Origin of the sequence: Marinobacter maritimus, from assembly GCF_007671675.1 — a bacterium.
Taxonomy (GTDB): Bacteria; Pseudomonadota; Gammaproteobacteria; order Pseudomonadales; family Oleiphilaceae; genus Marinobacter; species Marinobacter maritimus.
In genome coordinates this window covers 337,943-361,093 of the sequence record NZ_VCGW01000001.1, presented here as the reverse complement: position 1 = coordinate 361,093, position 23,151 = coordinate 337,943, and the positions used below count along the sequence as shown (strand labels likewise).

The window sequence follows — 23,151 nt, the reverse complement described above, 5'->3', positions numbered from 1 at the left end:
CTCCTTTTTACGCTCGCCCACTTGCTACCACATCGATGACGAATTCATCTAGTTTTCCGGAAAAATCTAATCCTTTGAATTCTCGATGCGCAACCATAATCACACAAATGTCGGCCTGCTCGATCGCTTCATCACTACTCACTAGCGAGGCTCTCGCTAGTCCTGCAGGTGCAACTTCAATATTTGGTTCAACAACCATCAAAGAACCCGCTAAAGATTGCTCCAACTCTACCGCAATTGCCAAGGCAGGGCTTTCACGCAGATCATCAATATCTGGCTTGAATGCGAGACCAAACAGCGCCACCTTCACATCCTTTGCTGTATGATCGAAGTGCTGCTGCAAGAACTGCCCTATTGCTGATTTAACCTTATCGATTACCCACTGCGGCTTGGCATCATTTACTTCCCTAGCCATACGAATTAATCGCGCTTGCTCCGGAGTTTCGCTGACAATAAACCACGGGTCCACAGCAATACAGTGTCCACCAACACCCGGTCCGGGCTTCAGGATATTAACGCGTGGATGTCGATTTGCCAGCTCAATAAGTTCCCAAACATCGATGTCGAGTTTGTCGCAAATCAGCGATAACTCATTAGCAAAGGCGATATTCACGTCTCGGAAACTATTTTCGGTAAGCTTTGCCATCTCCGCTGTACGCGCGGTAGTAGTGATACATTCACCTTCAACAAAAATCTCGTAAAGACGAAATGCGGCTTCAGAGCAGGCTGGGGTCAAACCGCCAATTACCCGGTCGTTAGCGACCAGCTCCCGTATGACATGGCCAGGCAGAACCCTTTCAGGGCAGTGAGCAATTCGAATGTCCGATTCTTCCCCATCAGTTTGCGGAAACGTCAAGTCCGGTCTCGCTTCAGCCAACCACGCCGCGAACTGTTCAGTCGTGCCAACCGGAGAGGTAGATTCCAAAATCACCAAGTTCCCTCTTTCAAGAACTGGAGCGATCGACTTGGCAGCGGATTCTATATATTTCAAATCCGGAACATGAGTTTTGCCTGCTTCCGTCTTGAATGGAGTAGGCACGGCAACCAAAAAGGCTTCTGCGGGCTCGGCCTTAAGTGTGGCCCGGAGGTAGCCTTCGCTCACAGCAGCATGGACAATCATATCCAAGTCTGGCTCGACAATATGAATGTCGCCTTTATTTATTGTATCTACAACATCAGGGTCCACGTCTAGACCAATCACATTACACTTTCTCGACGCGATTACACTTGCCGTTGGAAGGCCAATATACCCTAAGCCAACCATACAAATTTTTGAAATATCCATAACACCTTTTTTACGATGCAAACACTTTAAAAGAAGCTTTAAACGTGGGTTTTACCAACCATCGTAGACGATCAAGTACTGAAATAGTAAATTTAACTCTCAACGATTTTTTCAATACCCTTCTACATATAGAATAATGAGCAGAAGCAATTATTACTAACGCTTGGAAACTGCTTCGCTCAATAATGACCGCTCCCTCTTACAAGTCCTAACTTCTGAAAACTCGTTGGATATCTTCGGAGGTTGTACTCTTCCCTCAAAAACCTCCAATATTCTTTTAGAACAGTTGTCAACAAAGCAGTCATCCAAACGAAACGTATTATCTACTCCTATTGCCTCCGGAATACCACCGCGATCCGATCCTACAACATGAGCTCCGCACGAAAGCGCTTCCAATGTGACTAAAGGCAACCCTTCATTTAAGCTCGGAAGAACTAAAATATCGATAACGTTCATTATTTCCGGAATTTTTACAGGATCGAGTTTTCCAAAGAAAGTTACATTATTGACACGCAATTTTGACATTTCTTCCTGCAACTTAAATGAACGATTTCCTTCACCAACGATAAAAAAAGCAACATCTTCGAGGCTGTCTTGCAATCGACGAAACAAGGGCGCTAACACCATCACATTCTTAATATCTATTAAGTTGCCAACAAACCCTACGACTTTCTTGTTTTGTATACTATACCGTCTTCTGAGCTCATTCCGACGTTCTTCACTAAATCTGAAAAAAATAGAGTTTATTGAAGAGTACAAAACCTCTTTATTGCTCTTTTTAGAAATTCTACAGGAGGTCTCCATCAACTTATTGCTCACGAACACATTCGCATAAGCAGAATCCATAATATATTTTATTGCGATCCGCCTCCTGTCGTTTTTAAACGGATATATATTTATATCAGAACCATGCCAAGTAGGTACGTAAGGCAAACCCTGATTTTCGTTAACAATCTTTGCCAACACATTAGCTAGCAGTCCGTGAGATGTAATAACGTCAAACCCACGAAATATATTGTCATATTTTCTCAGAGACCTTTCACACAAAAAGGCTCTAGCATTCAATTTATAAACTAATATATAGTCCAAGAGACCTATTTTGACCCAGAGGTTCTTAAACCAGATGCCATCGACAAGCGATACTCTTTCTTTAGGAGGCAACCGGATTTTCCCTTTCAAAATCCGAAGAGCAAAACTGTATCTTACCCTAACCATGTAGCAATCGACGCTTTTCACTTTTGATTTCAATCGCTTAGTTCTAAGGATTGCATCATTGAAAAGTCCCATCTTATTATCCGGGCTTCCCTCAATTATTTTAGCAACTTTCATTATTTCAGAGTCTCATTACTTTTATTTCAAGCATAAACCTATTGCCATTTTTGCAAAACCTTGATTACAATCTAAAATTTTATCTTTTTCCTCGTGGCCGAAATATAACACTTTCCCAATCTACCACTTTCAAGGGTAGGCTTATCAAAATAAATTTTCGCATTAATCACTGTAGAGTTGAGAATACCCTTAAAACGGCTTTTCAGCCAATATATTATTAAACGACCACAAACGATGGAAAATATTAAAAATCGAAGTCGAATTCGCAAAACTTTTGAATTCGTCTTAAGACTATAACAGTTGGTCAAGTGAGACGGCCGGCGATGTAGAGAGCATTGGCGTTATACAGGGTTCCTGTATTAATTTAAAATGGTGGAAAGCCTTACAGAACCTTATCAAGTCCATGGAACTTACCACGAACACCTATTCAGTTTTTATATATTGCAGCCTGAAAAGCTGCTTCTATATTCTCTTAACCCACTAGATACATTTAGCAATGCTCGCAACTACACTAAAAGCAAATTTCGATACTCTCCTGCCGAAGAAACACCTCCGATAAAAAATGCCAAACAATAAAGCACAACGAGCATGAAGACAATTTGCTTCTGAACGCCCCCTGCCATCTTAGAAACAAAGATAGGAAACAAGAGACACGCAGGCAAAAAAACAAATACATCAATAGATCGCTCTGCGACAGCTGGAATAAAGCTAAAACAATTATAAAAAATCAGTCCTAAGGAAACGGAAGAGAGGCTTACAGATACAATCGAAGACTTGGAAAAATTTAACCAGCCCCCCATGAATATCATGGCGGCTACGACGGAGACTCGAAAAATATTTCCTAAACCAAATACGTTTATATCTTGTTGGACCGCCATATAACCATTAATTTTATAAAAAATAAAAGGGTTTAATGCACGAATAAAATCAGCCGAATATTCATATATATAAAAAATCAAATCTGGCAAAAAAAGACTAAAAAACAACAGAAACAATTTTAAATAACGATGAAAATACCAATGGAAAACATACAATATGACGGCAAAGATCAAAAATATCTGAATGCCTGCCGCTATTATTACATAAATAATGTAATAGTGAAATTTACGAGAAACTATCTGATTAAAAGAAAATACAAGAATGGTCGCAGATAACGCACTTCGTATCTGGCCAAGATCTTTAAAATACGAAAACGAAAGGTATATCAGAACTGAAAGCCAGAAATAAGGAGAATTGCGCCAAAAAATATTGAACTTTATAAAAACCGATAGAAAAGCAATAAATGCAATGAATGACTCAAAACTAAGATTAAGAAGCTTAAACAATGAAACAGAAGATGCGAACAAAAACTCTCTGCCGCTTGACCCCTCATTCGAATTGAATATCGGTATCGAAAACTGGGAAAAATTAACTTTCTCAAATATAGACTTATAGCTCACATAATCAATTGAGTCCACACGAAACCCAATGACTAGATAGAGGACAAGAAAAAACGACACGGCCAGACAAGTGTTGAGAACTTTTTTATTGTCTATGTTACTTACTAAGGCAATCCATGATAATAACAAGACAAAGAAGTAAAGTGTAAAATGGATCATGGGCTAATTTAAACCGTTGAGAAGCGCGTGATAAATATCCGGTTTGCCGTTAATTCAGTGTCGGGCCTGAAAGCCCGCTTTGCCATGAGTGCCACAAACCAGATTCAGGCTCCCTTGATGCCAAACGCTTGATTAAGGCTTTAAACTTTCGCCATCCAAAACTCTTTGAGCACCTTAATCCAAATTGCTCCCAGTATTTTTGGACACAATCTATTAATCGCATTCACAGTCATTCATGTAACTTTCTAAAATCCTCAAACTTCCTCAACCTTGGATGGTTTTTATTAAGTCTTAAGTTAACTCTATCGATCAATCTAGATAGTTCATAGGACCATCGATTATATTTAAAACCTTGCACTGGCATTCTAATGTTTTTTAACGCATCCATTCCCTTCTGGCATGCCTCATTGGTGAACACTTCACTGGCGATGATGTGCGACTTTTTCAACTCCAGTCGTTTACCTTCATCCATAAAGAAATAGTTTTCAATGATTTTTTCCACAGACAATAAAGGAAAGCTTAAACCTTTAAGGTTATATTCATACTTGTAAAAATCTGAAAAATAACCATAAGTTTTGGAATGAATCACGTTTTCGACACCAATAATTGATGGCAAACCTAATGATGCTGCCTGTATAATTGCCGTCCCACTACCTACAAATAAATCATAGTGAGAAACGGTTTCGTCAAATTTGGAATATTCAAGACTACCCTTCAATGCTACAGAATCGTTTAATTCTAACTGATTAATTTTCGTTATTATATGCTGTTTTAATGGGCCATCCCCGAAAATATCAAGCTTGACAAATATACCTTTTGTCTTTAGCTCGCTTACAACTTCAAGCATGTAAAGGTTGTAGGTTTTAAAATCAACTAAGCGACCTATAGCTATAATTTTCAAAGGGCGTTTCAAACTTCCACTTACCCGAACCTTTTTTTTATCAACCACTCCTAATCTAAATACTTGGGCGCCCTCTAAATTCATCGATTTATTTTTTTCGTAAAGGTCTTTGACACCATCAGAAAACATCAACAGAGCTTCTTTAGGGAGAAACTTGAATACAAACCTTCGATTTGTTTTTTCAAAACTTGGAACCTTTTCGCCACCCCATAGATATTGTATATAATGATAAAAGCCAATCGTGATAGGAATATTTTTACCAGAAATTCTATTAAACCTTTCTCCTACAAGGCCAAGCATTCCATCAGAGACATGAATTTGATTTACATTTTCAAATAGATTTGAAAGAGCATTTTTTTTTACTGGTGAAAGCAGAGGAAATCTACGTGAAAAACCGGCGCTAATCGAAAAGATATCTTGAGTGAAAACCACTTTCGCATATTTTTTCATTTCTTCTAATAGATTTTCATCACTTGCTTCTGGCTTTGACAACAACAAAAGCGATGTTGGCAAGCCTTGCTTTGCGCGCTCCTTTGCCATTCTCACATAAAAGGTTTCAAGCCCGCCTAATCCTAGAGCGCCATTGATAAATAACATTCAAACCTCTTTACTCAAATAGTTTTTTATAAACCAGAAAGACTGAAACAATCGAGAGTAATACATAAAAGCAGTTAACAGTATTAGCCCCACCCAAATTGCATTAAAATTCTTGATTCTTGCTTCTGTTACTACCATGGTGGCGGTAGCAAATAGATAAGCAGTTATCAAAAAGTACATTTTCATTCGGGGCAACGAAACCCAAAGCCATGCGCTCGATTCCGTTCTAATCAAAAAAAACACGAAGAACGAGAAAAGAGTAGCAAGTGCTGCACCTGCTGCACCATATTTTGGTATGAGCAAAAAATTTAAAACAGCATTAACTAAGGCGGCAGCTATAGAGGAAATCATGGAGAAGCTCGTACGTCGCGTTATACCAATTCCAACTACAGTCGTTTCTGAAAGCATGTAGAATAGAGGCATAGCTACACAGGCAACAATCAAATACTCAACGGCTTGGTATCGAGGCGGCAAAAAGTATGGGACTACCCACGATAGTAACCCAACTAGAGACCAGGTTATGGCAACTACAATAAACATATTTTCAATTACTGCCTGTATGCGAGCAGGCTCGACACCTTCTTTTATCCACCTATACACAGTCGGATGCCATAAATTTGAGAAAATAGTTGATAAGACTGAAACTGCTGCTGCCAGCGACACTGAGATTGCATACACGCCAAGCTGTTCAAACCCGGATAAAGCTCTTAAAAAGAATCTATCCATTGTTGTCAGCCCCCAGTAAGCAAGGCCACCAGCAACAAGTGGCAAGCTAAACGAAAGCATTTTTTTAATCAAACCCACATTTAATGGTCTAGATATTGCTGCCATCCATGTTTTTCGAGTTAGAAAAGCAAATATACATAAGGATCCGAATACCGCAAAGGTATTCATCATGATCAGAATTTGAAAGCTTGACTCTATACTTAGAATAAAAATAGCGCTTATGCATATTATGAAAAATAGCTTTGGTGAAACTTGTGTCGCTGAGAATGCTAGCCCACGCTCCTCCATTCTAAGCACGTGTGCTAAGAAATTTATTATCAGCACAGAATAACCGCCTATAAACAAAAGCGCTTCAAGCAAAACAGATTCAACTTCAAACAAAATTTTCGAAATTGAGAGCGGCAAAATCAGCGATAATAATACTAAAACTGTTAAAATAGATATGCTTGGGAAAATGGCTGCTTTAAACAGCGCGGCCCTATCAGCCACTTCATGATACTCCCTTACATAAGCCTGATGCATAGCCAAGCTAAATAAACTTGTGCTTAAACCGAGAGACACTTGAAGCATAGTAAATCGGCCAATATCTTCAGCCGAAAAAAACCATGTAAGGAAAGGTAGAGTTATTAAGCCTAATGCAGCGCCACCAACTGGCCCTATCGAGAAGGCAGTAATCTTACGAAATCTCACGCGTAGAACTCTTCTATAGCCGATATCAGGCGCATTTGATCATCTTTGGGTAGGCCAAACCACATCGGCAACCTAACCAACCGCTCGCTTTCACTGGTAGTGAAACGATCTTCCCCGTGGAATCGTCCGAAAGCGGCACCTGCTTTGGCGGTATGCAACGGCACATAATGAAATACCGCGTGAATACCCTTGCTCTTAAGGTGTTCCAGCAAAGCGGTACGCTCCTTCAGCCCGGAGATTTTTAGGTAAAACATGTGGCCGTTGTGCGTGCAGCCGTTTGGAATGGTGGCAAGTTCAATGCGCCCCTGTTCCGCAAGCAGCTGTATGTGGTGCCAGTAATATTGCCAGGCGTTCAGGCGCGACTCATTGATTTCGGTTGCATGCTCCAGCTGTGCCCACAGGTAAGCGGCCTGCAATTCGCTTGGCAGGTAGCTGCTGCCGATATCCACCCATTGGTACTTATCGACCATGCCCCGGAAGAACTGACTCCGGTTGGTGCCTTTCTCGCGAATGACCTCGGCACGCTCCGCAAACTGTTCGTCGTTGATGATCAGCAAGCCACCTTCACCACCACTGGTGTAGTTCTTGGTTTCGTGGAAGCTGAAAGCTCCCAGATGGCCGATGGTTCCCAGCGCACGCCCTTTGTAGCTGCTCATCATGCCTTGAGCTGCATCTTCAACCACGTAAAGGTTGTGGCGCTCGGCAATGGCCATGATGGTGTCCATCTCGCAGGCAACGCCAGCGTAGTGCACGGGCACAATAGCTCGGGTGCTAGGAGTGATTGCATCCTCGATCAGGCTTTCATCAATATTCATGGTATCTGGGCGGATATCCACGAACACAATCTTTGCACCACGGAGTACGAAGGCATTTGCTGTACTCACGAAGGTGTAGCTCGGCATGATGACCTCATCGCCCGGCTTAATGTCTATTAGGATCGCCGCCAATTCCAGAGCGGCCGTACAAGAAGGAGTCAGCAGGGTTTTCTTGGCTGGTAGGTTTTTTTCGAACCAGTTCTGGCACCTTTTGCCGAAAGGGCCATCGCCGGAGAGCTTGTTGCTTTTTAGCGCCTGTTTGATGTACTGCTCTTCGGCCCCCGTGCAGGGTGGCATGTTAAACGGGATCATTCTTGCTGCTCTTTGAGAAATTGCGCTTCCAGTTCGAGTAAATCTTGTTTTCGATCCTTAATTCTGCGGGCAGGTTTGCCTGCGTAGATTCCCCAGGGCTGGGTGCTTTTATTCAATAGCGTCATGGCGCCAACCGAGCACCCTTGTCGGATTGTAACACCTGGAAAAATGATTGAGCCTGCTCCGATAATTACCTGCCTCTCTATAAGCACCTCAGCGAAATACTCATTTTTGAATTTGGCAGGAATTAGTGAATTCACCATGGTACTGCCGCTGTAATCATCAGACTGCGCAAAAACTTGTACTCCATAGGCCAGAGTACAAAAATCCGAGAGCGTGACTCCGGGAGAGCCCCCAGCAACTAAACACATTGGGGTGATATGACAATATCGTCCAATTGAAACCTTTCCGGATACAACACAGAAGTCGTCAATACGTGAATAATCACCAAGCTCAATCACTTCAGGATTATAGATGCTCGCCTTGTCGCTCACTTTTACATTTCCACCTACAGTCTTAAAACCCATCGCCTGTAGCTGCGCTTCGGTTAAATAAGCCATTCTATCCCTCGGAAATATCTGAAAGTTGCTCAACCCGCGTTGCCCTTGAAAAATATGGGCGAACTACACGAGCATTCCCTTCGGCTTCATGGGGCGCTACCCGGGAGAGCGCTATATTATCAACGTCGTTCAGCTTAATTCCCAAGCTATACAGACAATGCCATTAGTTCACTTCGCTCCGCATAAAACCGTTTTCCCGATACTAAAAAGCATAATGGTGTGTCCCATGGCCTGCTGTCGTCGATGGTTGAAGATCGCGACATCAAGGCTTTTAAAAACCTCCAAGTATTGCTCAAACGACATAAAGTCCGTCATGGGCACAAATTTATCTCCAAACCACTCTTCACCGCGGCTGATTACTTTTTTGCATGTTTTGGTCGCCATAAGACAAGGACAAATATTTTGATGCCCTGATTTCTTTAAAGGGCAACAGGCGTTCGAGCGCTTCGATGTGGTTGTTTCTTGGATCGGCAGAGTTACCGAGGAGTATTTTCAAACCCTCATGGCCAGTGTTGGGAGCTGCCTCCCCTGTAGTTTTGGAATCGACGACATTGCTCAGTTACATGATGCATTCGTGGTGAGCACCTTTCGCCCCGTACCATTGGCGGGCCAGTTTCACGTCACCATCGATATAGGTGACCAAATGTCCGACTCTGCGGATAACAAAACTCCGCAGAGCTTCTCTAATGCGAGATCGCAGGGCTTTAGTCGTTTTTTTATATTGGAAAAGATCTCCGCCCTAGATTACCCAGTGGCACTTAGCCAGTACCCACAGACAAAGCGCCAGAATGAGAACAACCCGGATGTTGAATAGTCCATGGAGCATAACCTTTCGGGCGCTGTGGAGCTGTTTAACCAGTTTTGCGTCGCCCGCAAGCTTGGCCAAAGTGCCGCTTCCACACATACACGGCTTCACTCTGATCTAATGGGTATTTTTCAACAGAACCCGTAAACCAGAATTGATGCTTCTCTTCCTGAAATTCTTCCTTAGCGAATTCGACAAATGGTGGGATGAACTTATCAAGCCCTGCTACGTGTAAAATCACAAAATTACCTTTCAGAGCTCGCCACAGACCAAGGCGCTGAGATATTCGCCATAGCTGTTTTTGCGTAATTCCTGCGCTTGTTGCTCTACTTTCTGTCTGCTTAACCAGCCCTGGTTGTAACCAATTTCTTCCAGGCAGGCGATTTTGTAGCCTTGGCGCTTTTCAATGGTTTCTACAAACTGTGCGGCTTCCAGCAAACTTTCGTGGGTACCTGTGTCCAGCCAGGCAAAGCCCCGGCCCAGAAGGTTTACGTTCAGTTCGCCCTGCTCCAGATACGCTCGATTCACGTCTGTAATTTCCAGCTCACCACGTCTTGATGGCTGAACAGTTTTTGCGATCTCGACTACTTTGTTGTCGTAGAAGTACAGACCAGTGACTGCAAAGTGCGATTTTGGTTTGGATGGCTTTTCTTCGATCGAGATGGCTTTATGAGCGTTATCGAACGCTACTACACCAAAACGCTCCGGGTCTTTAACCTGATACCCAAATACAGTTGCTCCACCTCGCTCTTCAACCTGCTCCACGGCTTCGTGGAGTTTGGGAACAAAACCCTGCCCATAGAAGATATTGTCGCCGAGTACCAGACAAACGCTATCCTCACCAATAAACTCTTCGCCAATAATGAAGGCCTGCGCCAAGCCATCGGGCGTTGGCTGCACCTCATAGCTGAGGTTAACGCCAAACTGCTCGCCGTCACCCAAGGCACGCTTGAAGCCAGCCAAATCTTCCGGAGTGGTAATGATGAGGATATCCCGGATGCCCGCCAGCATGAGTACAGAGAGCGGGTAGTAGATCATAGGTTTGTCGTATACAGGCAGCAGTTGTTTGGAGGTGCCCTGTGTTATGGGGTATAGGCGAGTGCCGGAGCCGCCTGCGAGGATGATGCCTTTCATGCTGTTGCTCCCAATCTTTCGCGCTGATAACTGCCGTCCTGCACGCGCTGACACCAATCCAGATTAGCCAGATACCAATTTACGGTTTTGCGGATGCCGGTTGCGAAGGTTTCTTCTGGCACCCAGCCGAGTTCTTTCTGGATTTTGCTAGCGTCTATGGCGTAGCGCCTGTCGTGGCCTGGGCGGTCTTTTACAGTGGTAATGAGATCGCGGTAATTTTTTTCCTGTGGTCGCAGTTCCTGGAGGATGTCGCACAGGGTGTGCACCACTTCGATGTTCTGTTTTTCGTTGTGGCCGCCAATATTGTAGGTTTCGCCGGGCTTGCCTGCTTTGACGACTTTGTAGAGCGCGCGGGCGTGGTCTTCTACGTAGAGCCAATCGCGAATCTGGTCACCTTTGCCGTAAACCGGGAGCGGCTTGCCTTCCAGGGCGTTGAGGATCATCAACGGGACGAGCTTTTCCGGGAAGTGGAAGGGGCCGTAGTTGTTGCTGCAGTTTGTGACGAGTACAGGCAGGCCGTAGGTACGATGCCAGGCTCGTACCAGGTGGTCTGAGCTGGCTTTGCTGGCGCTATAGGGGCTGCTTGGGGCATAGGCCGTCTCTTCTGTGAAGAGAGGCAGAGATTCCCCCCTCTCCCCTGGCCCCTCTCCCGTGATCGGGAATACACGCTCCCCCCTCTCCCCTAGCCCCTCTCCCGCCGGGGGAGAGGGGAACTGGTTTGGGTGCGGGAGGTCGCCGTAGACTTCGTCTGTGCTTATGTGGTGGAAGCGGAAGTTGGCTTTTTTCTCGGCTTCCATGGCCTGCCAGTACTGGCGGGTGGCTTCCAGCAGGGTGTAGGTTCCTACTATATTGGTTTCGATAAATTCCGCGGGGCCATCTATGGAGCGGTCTACGTGGCTTTCGGCGGCCAAGTGCATTATTGCATCTGGCTGGTGTTGGGCCAGCACGCGATCTACTTCTGCTCGATTGCAGATGTCTACTTGCTCGAAGCTGTAGCGTTCGCTATCACTTACTTCAGCCAAGCTTTCGAGGTTGCCAGCGTAAGTGAGCTTGTCGAGATTGACCACTTCATCACTGGTCTTGGTGAGGATGTGACGAATTACGGCGGAGCCGATGAAGCCGGCACCGCCGGTGATCAGGAGTTTCATAATTTTTCTTCAAATTTATCGGATTTTATGAAAGCACGTATGAAGACAACAAATACACCCAGCATGCCGCCTAGCATTACAGCCAACACGACGATCAAAGCGCGCTTGGGTTCACTTTTCTCTTGGGGCGCTACAGCCGGATCTACAGTTTTGAAGACGTATTCCGGTTGCGCGTTGGCCAGCATTACCGTGCGGGTTTCGCTTTCAATGAGCTGGTAAAAGACTTGCTGCATTCCGGCAATACTGGTTTCTTCCAGCTTGCCCTCGAGATAGGCGATACGTGCCTCAGAAGTACCCACATCTTCTCGACGCATATGTTCGTTGATATCAGCTACCAATAGCCCAGCCCATTCTTTCGCTGCTATGGGGGACAGGCTTTTGATACTGATTGTGAGCATGCCAGTATCTTTGCTCTCGCTCACACTCAGGTGATCCCCCTTAAATGTTTTCACCAGATCCCAGTCGGTAGGTGCTAAGCTCTCGCCTTTGTCGTCCTTCAACCACTCTTCCGTCTCCGGATTATAGACTTCCCGGTTGTACTGCCACCGCTGCTTTTCTTTGTTCCAACCATTAACAGCTTTCAGCGGGACGGCCAACTGATGCCGACGTATAAAATCAGTCAGAAATGCACGGGACTGCAGTACTTCTTTGGCGATAACAGTTTGATTAGAACCGCCGCCTCCCAGATTGATACCCGCCAAGCTGGCCAAGCCTCCCAACTGCCCACTCAGGCCTTTAACACCACCTTCATCATTAGCGGGCGCCACCAGTACGCTTGCCTGATAGATATCCGGCTTCATAAGCGCAAACGCCACGCCACCCGCAGCGAATAAGATTGTAAACGCTATAACAACCCACTTCCCTGACCACAATGTGGCGAAAATCTGGCGAAGATCTATTTCATCATCTGCGTACTGACTTGCCTGCTCGAACTCAACGCGCTGATTCATCAGAGGTTACCCACTGCAGCTGCACCTAGAGCCATCTGATAAACGATCTGGCTTACGTTCGTCCAAAGCTCCAGCTGGTTCAGGCGGTCTACATCGATCGGCATGATGACCGTATCACCCGGCTGCAACTGCTGGCTGCGACCACCAAACCACGCGCTTTTCTCAGGCAACATTACCGAGCCGTCGGCTTTCACGACATACACCCGGCTCTCGTCCGCCTGACGGGTGGGCCCGCCGGAACGCTCGAGATAGTCGTCTACCGTTAAACCTTCTGAGTGCAGATGGCTTGTGGGGAATTGCACTTCGCCGAATACGCTCACGGCCTGAGGGATAATGGGAACGTTCAACGTGTCACCATCCTGGAGGCGAATAGACTGGTAGCTGCTATCTTCAAGCACAGAGGCAAGTTCAATCACCATGCGCCCTACTGGTCGGCTAGTTTGCACATCGTCTAGCAATCTCTGAACCTGTTCTACGCGCTGTGCACTCTGGCCACCAAAGTTATCGCCTTCCAGCCGGACACCTAGCAGGTCACCCTGCAGTCGCTTTTCAGCTTCCAGCAGACGCTGAGCTTCCAGTTCACGCAGTTTTTTGCGGGTAAATACGGCGCCACGAGGGAATGCATTGCTGGTGAGCCCTCCAGCACGTGTGAGAACATCCACCAGGGTCTCGCCATCGCTGAACGTGTACTCGCCTGGATAAACCACTTCACCTTCCAGTTTAATGGTGCGTGTGGCACCGAACAGAGGTATGGATCTCACCATCAGGCGATCACGGCTTTGCAGCTGTATATCTATTTGATCATTCATTGCATCAGCCAAGCTGATTGTGCGCAGCTGAGTTTGTTCTACCCCATTGCTGTTCAAACTCCGGCGGGCTAACTCTGCGTCTAACATAAGGGCTGAATCCGTTAACCCTCCGGCCATAACAATGGCATCTTTCACTTTACCGGTTGCTGGCAGGGGGTACTCACCGGGGTAACGAACCGGTCCACTGATGGTCATGGTTTGTTGCGGTGTTGACGGCGTGGCTTGGGCTTTTAAGCGCTTTACCACAGGATCAAATAGCGTATCGCGGCTAAAGCGCTTTGTGTCTGCTTCATCCTCAACGCCTTCTTGCGTCACATCGCCCCCATTGCCCTTCTCCGGGTTTTCAGGGAAGCTTTGTTTGAAATCGCCCTTACCCTCATCCGCAAACACCAGCAACTGGTCTTTTTCCTGCATGATCAGATCGACTGACCCACCGGGATTGCTTACTGCATTCTTAAGCTCCAGGCTCAGTACGGAAACCTGCTGGGTATCGGGATTTGTTCTGACGACGGCTGCGAAGTTGGTATCGGCTATTGGCAACAGATCTGCGTCCAAGTTGCGGATTATGGAGCTCACCCGCATTCCCGGCACCCAGGCGAATTTGCCTTCACGAGTGGCAGCACCCGTTATTTCGACATACTGGCCTGTCACATCCGCGATAGATGCAACCGAAACTCGGTCACCAGACTTTACCTTAGCGCGCTTGCCCTGGTTATTGGTGAGATCGGCTTCCGCTATTACCCGCAGGAAATCCTGGTTCGTACGTTCGATTCGCGTTATTTGCGGATAGGCTTGAGAGGTGAGGCCTCCAGCCAGATTTACCAAATCGTCCAGCGTGGTGGAGTTTTTAATTTCATACAGCGCTGGGCGATACACTTCTCCATCTATTCCAACACGAGGACCTACAGCCGGAATAAATACTGCGTCTCCGGGTTGAAGGCGCACATCACCGCTGGTGTCACCTTTAAGCAGCAGGTCGTAAAGATCAAGCGTGCTTACAACCTTCCCGTTGCGTTTTAATTGTACGTTGCGCAAAGAACCTGTGTGGCGAATGCCGCCAGATACATAAAGTGCGTTGGTTATGGTAGAGAGCGAACTAACACTGAACGATCCCGGCGTGCGCGCTTCACCCAGCACAAATACCCGCATACTACGCAGCTCGCCCAAAGAAACCGCCGCTTTTACGCCAATGTACTGTTCTGCGACCAGTCTGCTAATTTCTTCTCTGATTTGCTGAAAGCTCATGCCGGCGACATTAACCGGCCCTCTTTCAGGCATCTCGATGGTGCCATCGCGGGAAACAACCAGCGATAGCTGGCGGTTTTCGTTGCCCCAAAGCTGAACTTTCAATTCGTCACCAGGGCCCAGTGTATAGTTGGCAGGAACCGGTATTTCGGTCACTGGAGCAAATGTGCTGGGCTTACCTTCAAACAACTCGTAGCCAAACGGCTTCAGGCCATGGTTCTTTTCGCTGAACGCTTGCTCTTCTTTAGCAGGTTTGCTGTCTTTCTTGTCTTCGCCTTGGCTGGTGTCTTTCTCCAGCGGCTCGACGACCGAGATCTGTTGATTCACTTTGGGGTGGTCTTGCGAAGCACTCCCCTGAATCTGATCCAGATCCACGCCGTACTGCCGCGCCAAAGCTTCCTGCTGGGCTTGGGGGAGGGATTTAAACTGCTGGATCTGAGAGGGTGTTATTGATTGAGCGGAAACACACAAAGGCATTAATAGTGATAAAGAAAGAAGAAAACGCTTAAAGTTCACAGCGGGTATCCAGTATATGTTTTGGAAAAGAGTTTGGAGTTATCAATTAGATGAAACGTGTTAAAAACGGTATCGCCAACTGGCGCCAACAGACCACTGGCCTGCTTCATTGTCTGCCGGATTGACCAACTCAAGCTTTTTATCTGCAAACTGCGCGCTGAGGTCCAGCCAGCCATTAAGCAACTCGGTGCCATAGCCGACTTTTGCGATTACTTGTTTGGCATTTTCCGCGGGGACCATCAACTTGATGTCTTTATCGATCACCGGTGTTCGGCTTATCCCGTCTTTGTTGAACTCAACAAAGCTCAAGCTGGCCGAAAGATTGCGTCCGTCGTCGAAAAAATGAAAGCCGCCTAGCGTAATGGCTTCTGCATCGCCACTGAAGCTGGCGCCCATGGTGCGGCCGTAATAGCGATAGCCGCTGTTGTAACGGGAATGGTCGTAGGTGATGTTGGGCATGGCGTCACCCAGGAAGTCATCAGCGAACGTGTTGGCGTACTCTATAAACCATTGTTGATCGCCGCTAAACAGCTGACTCGTCCAATCGGTACCCAGAAGCCAGGATTTGCGCGCAGGGAAGGCACCGGCTTCGTCTTCACCCATCATCTGGCCATAAACGCCCATCGACTGCTCGCCTATGGCGAAACCATAGCGTGCATCTATACTGGCAAGTTGATTACCCGGATCGTTTTCTTCCAGCTGACCGTTATCCTTGCCTATCAACGCATTCCAGATCGTAGATGCGCCCTCAGGCCGGCCCTCACCCCCGAGCATAATTGCCCGGGAGAAGCCCAGCTCCAAACCATCCAGCGGGCGAAGATTCAGGCGCATGCCTATCAGCTTGGCTTCCGGCACCTTACGTTCTTTTTCATACTGCCCGGCAAACACTGTGAATTGCCAAGGGCCAATCCAGCTCAACCAGCGACTCTCAGGCGCAGAGGCGTCTTTGCGATTCAGCCACACGGAGGGCAATGGCCGGGCGTTATTGGACAAGATAAGGCTGGATTGCCAGCCGGGGCCCCACCAGCGATCGATAGCGCCAACGCCAAACACCCAGTTACCTGCAGTGGCTGCGAGATAGGAGCCATCAAAGCGGGCGCTTTCATCGTCATCAGGGTTGTGGGCATAAGCCGGGCTCAGGCCGAACGCCCAGTTTTGCCCCTGCCATTGCACGTCAAGTTTTGCTGTCGCTTCAGCCATTGGCCCGCGATCAAAGCCCTGAACCATGGCCACTTCATTTGTGCCCGCGACTTCAAATTCCGCACGAAAACCAGGGGATGCCTGCCGGGCACGTTCGAACTCAAGGTAGTTACGAGCCAGCCCAGTGACGGCATCAGGTGTGCCCTCCGCCTCATTCAGGCCATTGGTTATGGAACCCCACATTATGGGCCAGCTTGTAACCGGCCGCTGAAGTTGGCCGCGATCCGCAAGCTTCTGTACCGCAAACCGAGCGCGCACATCACCCGGCTCAAGCCAGGGTGCCGCCGTTGCTAAAGTGCTGGTCAGGCACGCTACCGCCCCACCGACCAAGGCCCAGTGTTTTAAGGTCATAGAAATAAATTGCCAGCAATAACAGGAAAAAACGAGGAGGGGACAACACGCTCCCAACTGCATCCCTGTCAGTGTGTGAATGTTCCATGTCTGAAGCGTGCCGATTCTACGGCATCGTATTGCACAAACAAGTGACAAAAAGCCGGACATACAAACCAAACCGCTGCGAGAGCGTCAAAGGTTGTCAAAGAGTCAGAAAGTCACCTAACTCGAACAGCAATCAGCCAGCGCTATCCGTTGCCACTTGGTTTCTCACCGTGGCCGCAAACTCACTCATAAACGCCACAAAAACACCCAACATGCTACCGAGCAATATTGATAGCACAACAATCAAGCTACGCTTTGGGGCAATTTTCTCAGCACTTTGGCGGCTGGTAACAAGCACCTGAATTCCCTGTAGACTTTCAAGTTTACCCTCAAGCCTTGAGCGCCTCTCTATGGCGCCAGCTATCGCTTCACCGGCGTCCTTCTCACCCTTCAGTGTCTCAATGGCACTGTCCAGCGACCCTATCTGCCGCTTAAGGCCCTGACGCTCTCCCTCAATCAAAATTTCTTGATGCCCCTTCACGCGGCTGATCAAGGCACTATGAGCAGCGCCAACGGCTTTTTCATCTCCCTTGATCGCGCTACTGCTGAAACGAATGAGCCCCGTGCTTTCGGGGTTATCGAAAGACACATCAAAAGGGAGTTTTCTGCCATGCTCTTCGCGATACGTGGTTTGTATTTCTGGCAACCAGCGGCTCTCCAACGTTGCCATTATTGTCTCTGGCGGCTGAACAAACTCTTTGCTGTCTTTTTGAGCTATCTGAATAAGGCTTGCATACTCATACTTGTCTGGCATCCACATTGCGTAGGCTAAGCCACCTAGGACAACGGCAATAAAGACCACATAAAAAACCCGGCGCCTGCGGATAAACGTCGCAACAAGATCAACCAGACTGATCTCATCGGAATAATCTGGCCGTTGAACGCCAGAGGACGTGTTTTGCGTGTCATTCATTAGACTGCAGCCCGGAAAACAAAACTTGGAATCGGAATGTATAATCTGGCGAAATCGGATCCAGTGTAGGAACGGTGTACAGTTTACAGTGTATGCCTGACCATTTCCGTTACCGGCCGGTAAGTAATTCTCGATGTCTATCGCTTTATTGCCGAAATCGGGATCTTCACAGACTGTTGTTTCTGCATAAAGCTAATAAGCACAACGGCCCGCTCTTCACCATCATACGCCTGAAAAACAGCATTAAGGCCCTCAAAGGGGCCTTCGCCTAGCTGAACCGCCTCGCCAGACCTGAGCCCACCCTGCTGTGTAACAGCATCAAGACTGTCTTTGACGTGCCGAATCACGTCATCTGCTATTGCGGCAGGCTTGTTCGCGAAACTGACAACACGAATTACACCGCGAGTGGAACGAAGCTTTGCCCATGAGGGGTCCGTCTGATCCAGGTTGACGAACAAGTAACCAGGAAAAAGCGGCTCAAGCCTCTGGATGCGCTTCCCAGCTTTGATTTTTTCTACCTGGATTTTCGGGTAGAAACAGGCGATATCCTGATTCTGCAAATGGGTAAGTGCCCGATCGCCTTGAGCGGGCTTGTGCTGGAGTGCGTACCAAGTCATACGATTCCGGTGTTAGTTAATGATGAGCCGTGATCTTAAAAACGCATCAAAAATACCAGTTTCCTGCAGCGATGAAATACGGGTTTAGCACATCTTCTTTGCCGTATTGCAAAGGCTGCCCCTCCAAAGTGTGCACATTTCCACCAGCTGCAAGCAACACAGCATGGGCTGCAGCGGTGTCCCACTCACTGGTCGGCCCCATGCGCGGATAAATATCGGCGTGGCCTTCTGCTATCCGGCAGAATTTGAGGGAACTGCCGGCCTGAATCGTTTTGTGGGCTCCGAGAGCTTTAATAAAGGTGCGAGTCTCATCATTCATATGATTTTTGCTGGCGACAACGCGCTTGGTTGCCTGGGGTTCTGTTACGCGGATGCGATGAATTCGCCCGGTTCGGTCACGCTTGTGAGCGCCCTCACCTTTAATACCCCAAAATGCTTCCTTTAAGGCCGGGGCTGTAACAACGCCCATGACCGGCTCACCACCTTCAATCAGAGCGATATTTACCGTGAACTCGCCAGAGCGTTGAGTGAACTCTTTAGTGCCATCAATCGGATCAACCAGCCAGAACCGGCGCCAGAGTTTACGCTCCTCCCAAGAGGCCTGGGCGCCCTCTTCCGAAAGAATCGGAATATCCCGGCTTATGTTACGCAGACCTTTTACAATGGTCTCGTGGCTCGCAATATCCGCAGCGGTGATGGGTGATTCGTCTTCCTTGTAGCTCACCTTGAAATCAGACTGGTAGATGTGGAGAACCTTAGTGCTGGCTTCATCCGCCACTTTGATCACTTCCGGAAGTATTGAGCTGTAGTGCATGCCTTGCATCCTGCTTCGCTGGTGTTTCTGAATAGTAGCAAATATTGACCACCGACCGTATTCAGGCTTTTCTGTGGTGGCGCTTTCAGGCAATCTTGTAAAACTCACTTCAAACGCATTCCAACCTAATCGGCAAAAAGGTCCTTTGTATATGAAACTTCGCTTCCTCGGCGGCACCGGCACGGTAACCGGTTCACGCTACCTGCTTTCCGACGACAAGCATCGTGTGTTGATTGATTGCGGCATGTACCAAGGCGTGAAAACCCTGCGCAGAAGGAATTGGGCGAAGTTTCCTGTAGACCCAAGCACTATTGATGCCGTGGTTTTGACCCATGCCCATATAGACCACACAGGTTACCTGCCAGCACTGGTTAAAAACGGCTTCAAAGGCAAAATTTACTGCACTCAGGGCACCCACGATCTGTGCAAAGTGCTCCTTCCGGATGCGGGTTTTCTGCAGGAAGAGGATGCCAAGTACGCCTTCCGCAAGAAATTCTCGAAGCACGAACATCCTGAGCCCCTGTTTACCGTGAAGGATGCCTGGGAAGCCCTGAAACACTTTGAACCCCTCCATTACCACGAAACTTTCGAGCCGGTAAAAGGCGTTGAAGTGACCTTTACCCCTGCCGGGCATATTCTGGGATCCTCTTGCGTGCATGTTCACCACAAAGCGGATGATCGCACGGTGGTATTCAGTGGCGATGTGGGCCGGCAGAGCGACCCGATCATGCGCCCGCCGGAGCCCATCAAGAAAGCCGACGTACTTGTTTGCGAATCCACCTACGGCGACCGGCTGCACGAGGAAACAGACCCGGAGACCGAGCTGGCAGAGATCATCACTCGCACCGCAGGCCGGGGTGGCATTGTATTGATACCCGCTTTTGCCGTTGGCCGTGCCCAGATGTTGCTCTATGTAATTCACAAAATCATGAAAGAAGGGCGCATCCCAAAACTGCCGGTGTTTCTTAACAGCCCCATGGCCATCAAAGCCACGGAGATTTTTTGCAAGCACCACAAAGAGCACAAACTGAGCGCCAGCCAGTGCGAAGAGATCGACAACCATACCGAGTTCGTTCGCACCGTGGATGAATCCATCAAGCTGGATTCCGTGCGCTACCCTTGCATCATCGTTTCCGCCAGCGGCATGGCCAGCGGTGGCCGAGTACTCCATCACCTCAAAACGCTGCTACCAAACCACAGAAACAGCGTGATTTTCGCGGGCTTTCAGGCGCCAGGAACCCGGGGCGATCGATTGGTGGCAGGTGTGGAGTCGGTAAAAATCCACGGGGAATATTGGCCAGTAAAAGCCGAAATACACAACCTGGGCTCCCTCTCCGCTCACGGCGACTATAATGAGATCCTTCAATGGCTTGAGCAGGGTTCCCTTGAGCCAGAGAAAGTGTACGTCACCCACGGCGAGATGCTGGCGAGTGACATAATGCGCAAGCGGATCAACGAACAGTTTGGATGGGACTCAGAGGTGCCGGATTTGTTTGAAGAGGTTGAAATTTGAAGTTCACTGCGCTCTTTTTTGGCTTTTTCTTACTGTTTTCAGCAGTTGGTGCGGTTCAAGCCCAACCCTTCACGCTCCCCGGAATACCCGGGCTTTCAGGCGGATCCTCTGGACAGACAGAGGAAGAGGACGCCTCGCCCGAAGAACTGGAGGCGTCTCTTGAGGTTACCATTCAGGCCCTGCAAGACGACGAGAGCCGGCGCGCTCTGGTAGAGCAACTCAAGGCCATACAACAGGGGCTGCAGGCTGAAGCGTCACAAACCGCAAAAGAGTCCGCCACCGACCATGGGCTACTCGGTGCACTTTCAGTTTTTTTCGGTAAGGCAGCCGGCCCGGATAGCTCTGCAGAAACATCCCTTGGGAAATGGAAAACCCATTTTCACAACGCCTACCTTGCTGCCGATAAACTGTTAACGGGCGTATCATTTCACGTACTGGCTGAAACCATAGCCGGGCTTACGGTGTGGCTAGTGGCACTTTGGGGGCTTTCACGCCTGGCCCGCCTGTTTTTTGCCTGGCGCGACTGGCCTGTGCAAATGCCAAGACAGCCCAAGACGTGGATGCTGGTCGCGCATTTCGCGCGGCGCATTTTACCCTTCCTAATTACCTTTACCGCGCTTCTGGCGGGCCTGCCGACGTTTGGCATATCGGAAAGCGCTCAAACCACGGTATTAATTCTGGCCTATGCCGCTCTCGCTGCCCGCGGGCTGACGTCATTCTTTGATGTGACTATCTCCATTTTCTCCAGTGGCCATCGCCAGACAGCCGTGCTTATCCTACGCCGGCGAATGTTGGTGCCTTTGTTTATTATCGGCGTGCTCTTCGCCCTTGGGGATGCACTTGGTACGCCGGAGCTCACCTCACTGCTCGGCACGGAACTAGCCAGTGCGCTGGCTCTGACCTTCAGCATCGCCGCCGCCCTGCTGAGCTTTTTCCTTATCGTTCGAAACCGCCGCCCTGTTACTCACCTGATCCGCAACCGACCTTACAAGCAGCGCAAGGACCAGAGCGTATGGCGGGAAGTAACCGCCCTGCTGGCCCGGCTTTGGCATATCCCGATGCTGCTGGCCATCAGTGCCTCGGTGGTCGCAGCGTTTGTGAACGATGGAGAGGCAGATGCGGCCTTGGGTAAGGCCATGATCGGCGCGCTACTGCTTGCGGTAACACTCACCATCCAGGGGCTTTTTGGCATTCAGGAGAACAGCCCCAAGCACCAGGCGCTTAGCAAGTTCAGCCAAAGGCTGGTGCGCTTTGGTTATCGCTTGCTTCAGACTGCCGCATGGCTGGCATTTTTTGAGCTGGTTCTGCAGATCTGGGATTTGTCGCTGCTGGGCATAGGTGAAAAACCACCGGTCAGTATCGGCTTAACGAACAGCCTGATCGGTGTAATTCTCACGCTGCTGATTGCCAATATCGTCTGGATTTTTATAGATGAGCTCCTGGAGCGGGCACTGCGCGGCGGCGATCGTAAGAAACGAATCAACCCGGCAAGGGCGCAAACAATTGTTCCCATTGCCCGGAACACCCTCCTGATCACGATTGTAATAGTCGCCATCTTTGTGGGCCTATCCACATTGGGTGTCGACGTAACGCCCCTTTTGGCCGGTGCCGGTATTATCGGTTTGGCTGTAGGTTTCGGCGCCCAGACGCTTGTTCAGGATTTGATCACCGGCCTGTTCATTGTGGTTGAAGACTCCATGTCGGTCGGCGATTTTGTGGAGATCAACGGCTTCATGGGAACGGTGGAAGGATTCAACCTACGAACCGTGCGGTTGCGGGATCTTGAAGGCGTTGTTCATCACATCACCTTCAGCAAAATCAGCTCCATTCACAATATGTCCCGCCAGTTTGGTATTGCGCTGATCAAGATCCGGATTCCCCGTGAACTGCCGATTGATGACGCGATCCTTCTGATGGAAGAAACCGCTGAGGAGCTTCGCACGCAGCCGGACATGCGATGGCTGATCTGGTCACCGCTTGAGATGCAGGGCATTCACTCGTTTGAGGAAGGGTGCCCGGTGTTGCGGATGCGGATGCGGACCAAACCGGAGTGTCAGTGGGATGTTTCAAGGGCTTTTAATCTGTTGCTGAAGCGGAATATGGAGGAGCGGTATATTGATGTGGCGGCGCCTAGGATTAGTGTTCAGATGGATGGGGAGGGTGGTACGCACTCGCCGTTAATAGAAGGCCAGACAAAACGATAAGATTGAGCAGGTCCAAATATTCATTGCCTGGA

General features: G+C 48.4%; 17 protein-coding genes. 2 read left to right on the top strand and 15 right to left on the bottom strand.

Going from position 1 to position 23,151, the window contains the following annotated elements; translation table 11 throughout:
* Positions 1 to 7: 7 nt before the first annotated feature.
* The 15 genes from wecC to cysQ all read right to left on the bottom strand — a co-directional run bounded on the left by wecC (position 8) and on the right by cysQ (position 19,402).
* Entirely contained in the window at positions 8 to 1,285 is a 1,278-nt protein-coding gene (gene wecC, locus FFI90_RS01645; protein WP_144775910.1) for a UDP-N-acetyl-D-mannosamine dehydrogenase, read from the bottom strand.
* A 156-nt stretch (positions 1,286 to 1,441) separates the two neighbouring features.
* A complete protein-coding gene (locus tag FFI90_RS01640) occupies positions 1,442 to 2,614 on the bottom strand; it encodes a glycosyltransferase (protein WP_144775908.1) in 1,173 nt (390 codons plus the stop codon).
* A 506-nt stretch (positions 2,615 to 3,120) separates the two neighbouring features.
* Positions 3,121 to 4,212: an EpsG family protein gene (locus FFI90_RS01635; RefSeq protein ID WP_144775906.1), complete on the bottom strand. Its 1,092-nt coding sequence runs from the start codon at positions 4,210 to 4,212 to the stop codon at positions 3,121 to 3,123.
* A gap of 229 nt (positions 4,213 to 4,441) precedes the next feature.
* Complete coding sequence (locus tag FFI90_RS01630; protein WP_144775904.1) at positions 4,442 to 5,710, bottom strand: glycosyltransferase; 1,269 nt, start codon at positions 5,708 to 5,710, stop codon at positions 4,442 to 4,444.
* On the bottom strand, positions 5,711 to 7,126 hold the full coding sequence (locus FFI90_RS01625; RefSeq protein WP_144775902.1) for a lipopolysaccharide biosynthesis protein: 1,416 nt from the start codon (positions 7,124 to 7,126) through the stop codon (positions 5,711 to 5,713).
* The gene (rffA, locus tag FFI90_RS01620; RefSeq protein WP_144775900.1) at positions 7,123 to 8,253 is read right to left on the bottom strand and encodes a dTDP-4-amino-4,6-dideoxygalactose transaminase; all 1,131 of its coding nucleotides are present in this window, start codon (positions 8,251 to 8,253) and stop codon (positions 7,123 to 7,125) included. Before rffA ends, FFI90_RS01625 begins: the two co-directional genes overlap by 4 nt.
* Entirely contained in the window at positions 8,250 to 8,813 is a 564-nt protein-coding gene (locus FFI90_RS01615) for an acyltransferase (RefSeq protein ID WP_144775898.1), read from the bottom strand. The genes rffA and FFI90_RS01615 overlap by 4 nt, the downstream gene beginning before the upstream one ends.
* A 1,057-nt stretch (positions 8,814 to 9,870) precedes the next feature.
* On the bottom strand, positions 9,871 to 10,752 hold the full coding sequence (gene rfbA / locus FFI90_RS01610) for a glucose-1-phosphate thymidylyltransferase RfbA (RefSeq protein WP_144775896.1): 882 nt from the start codon (positions 10,750 to 10,752) through the stop codon (positions 9,871 to 9,873).
* Positions 10,749 to 11,900, bottom strand: a complete 1,152-nt coding sequence (locus tag FFI90_RS01605) for a dTDP-glucose 4,6-dehydratase (protein ID WP_144775894.1) — start codon at positions 11,898 to 11,900, stop codon at positions 10,749 to 10,751. The genes rfbA and FFI90_RS01605 overlap by 4 nt, the downstream gene beginning before the upstream one ends.
* On the bottom strand, positions 11,897 to 12,850 hold the full coding sequence (locus tag FFI90_RS01600) for a Wzz/FepE/Etk N-terminal domain-containing protein (RefSeq protein WP_144775892.1): 954 nt from the start codon (positions 12,848 to 12,850) through the stop codon (positions 11,897 to 11,899). The genes FFI90_RS01605 and FFI90_RS01600 overlap by 4 nt, the downstream gene beginning before the upstream one ends.
* Positions 12,850 to 15,381 carry an SLBB domain-containing protein gene (locus tag FFI90_RS01595; RefSeq protein ID WP_144777178.1) on the bottom strand — a complete coding sequence of 844 codons (2,532 nt, stop codon included), beginning with the start codon at positions 15,379 to 15,381 and terminating at the stop codon, positions 12,850 to 12,852. Before FFI90_RS01595 ends, FFI90_RS01600 begins: the two co-directional genes overlap by 1 nt.
* Positions 15,382 to 15,480: 99 nt before the next feature.
* A complete protein-coding gene (locus FFI90_RS01590) occupies positions 15,481 to 16,971 on the bottom strand; it encodes a capsule assembly Wzi family protein (protein ID WP_144775890.1) in 1,491 nt (496 codons plus the stop codon).
* A gap of 220 nt (positions 16,972 to 17,191) precedes the next feature.
* On the bottom strand, positions 17,192 to 17,971 hold the full coding sequence (locus tag FFI90_RS01585; protein ID WP_144775888.1) for a Wzz/FepE/Etk N-terminal domain-containing protein: 780 nt from the start codon (positions 17,969 to 17,971) through the stop codon (positions 17,192 to 17,194).
* A gap of 137 nt (positions 17,972 to 18,108) precedes the next feature.
* Positions 18,109 to 18,588: a transcription/translation regulatory transformer protein RfaH gene (gene rfaH, locus FFI90_RS01580; RefSeq protein WP_144775886.1), complete on the bottom strand. Its 480-nt coding sequence runs from the start codon at positions 18,586 to 18,588 to the stop codon at positions 18,109 to 18,111.
* Between the two features lie 46 nt (positions 18,589 to 18,634).
* Positions 18,635 to 19,402 carry a 3'(2'),5'-bisphosphate nucleotidase CysQ gene (gene cysQ / locus FFI90_RS01575; protein WP_144775884.1) on the bottom strand — a complete coding sequence of 256 codons (768 nt, stop codon included), beginning with the start codon at positions 19,400 to 19,402 and terminating at the stop codon, positions 18,635 to 18,637.
* A 151-nt stretch (positions 19,403 to 19,553) separates the two neighbouring features.
* Here cysQ and FFI90_RS01570 point away from each other — a divergent pair, with 151 nt between their 5' ends.
* Together FFI90_RS01570 and FFI90_RS01565 are read left to right on the top strand one after the other, a co-directional pair.
* Positions 19,554 to 20,915, top strand: coding sequence for an MBL fold metallo-hydrolase (locus FFI90_RS01570; RefSeq protein ID WP_144775882.1), 1,362 nt, complete (start codon positions 19,554 to 19,556; stop codon positions 20,913 to 20,915).
* Positions 20,912 to 23,119 (top strand): mechanosensitive ion channel domain-containing protein, encoded by a 2,208-nt coding sequence (locus FFI90_RS01565; RefSeq protein WP_144775880.1) that lies wholly within the window; start codon positions 20,912 to 20,914, stop codon positions 23,117 to 23,119. Before FFI90_RS01570 ends, FFI90_RS01565 begins: the two co-directional genes overlap by 4 nt.
* Positions 23,120 to 23,151 lie beyond the last annotated feature (32 nt).

Bases quoted from the DNA above. Each gene is read 5' to 3' on its own strand.
- FFI90_RS01585 (WP_144775888.1), bottom strand. From the start codon at position 17,971: ATGAATGACACGCAAAACACGTCCTCTGGCGTTCAACGGCCAGATTAT.
- rfaH (WP_144775886.1), bottom strand. From the start codon at position 18,588: ATGACTTGGTACGCACTCCAGCACAAGCCCGCTCAAGGCGATCGGGCA.
- FFI90_RS01600 (WP_144775892.1), bottom strand. From the start codon at position 12,850: ATGAATCAGCGCGTTGAGTTCGAGCAGGCAAGTCAGTACGCAGATGAT.
- FFI90_RS01615 (WP_144775898.1), bottom strand. From the start codon at position 8,813: ATGGCTTATTTAACCGAAGCGCAGCTACAGGCGATGGGTTTTAAGACT.
- cysQ (WP_144775884.1), bottom strand. From the start codon at position 19,402: ATGCACTACAGCTCAATACTTCCGGAAGTGATCAAAGTGGCGGATGAA.
- FFI90_RS01640 (WP_144775908.1), bottom strand. From the start codon at position 2,614: ATGAAAGTTGCTAAAATAATTGAGGGAAGCCCGGATAATAAGATGGGA.
- FFI90_RS01635 (WP_144775906.1), bottom strand. From the start codon at position 4,212: ATGATCCATTTTACACTTTACTTCTTTGTCTTGTTATTATCATGGATT.
- FFI90_RS01630 (WP_144775904.1), bottom strand. From the start codon at position 5,710: ATGTTATTTATCAATGGCGCTCTAGGATTAGGCGGGCTTGAAACCTTT.
- FFI90_RS01605 (WP_144775894.1), bottom strand. From the start codon at position 11,900: ATGAAACTCCTGATCACCGGCGGTGCCGGCTTCATCGGCTCCGCCGTA.
- FFI90_RS01595 (WP_144777178.1), bottom strand. From the start codon at position 15,381: ATGCCTTTGTGTGTTTCCGCTCAATCAATAACACCCTCTCAGATCCAG.
- wecC (WP_144775910.1), bottom strand. From the start codon at position 1,285: ATGGATATTTCAAAAATTTGTATGGTTGGCTTAGGGTATATTGGCCTT.
- FFI90_RS01570 (WP_144775882.1), top strand. From the start codon at position 19,554: ATGAAACTTCGCTTCCTCGGCGGCACCGGCACGGTAACCGGTTCACGC.
- rffA (WP_144775900.1), bottom strand. From the start codon at position 8,253: ATGATCCCGTTTAACATGCCACCCTGCACGGGGGCCGAAGAGCAGTAC.
- FFI90_RS01590 (WP_144775890.1), bottom strand. From the start codon at position 16,971: ATGACCTTAAAACACTGGGCCTTGGTCGGTGGGGCGGTAGCGTGCCTG.
- rfbA (WP_144775896.1), bottom strand. From the start codon at position 10,752: ATGAAAGGCATCATCCTCGCAGGCGGCTCCGGCACTCGCCTATACCCC.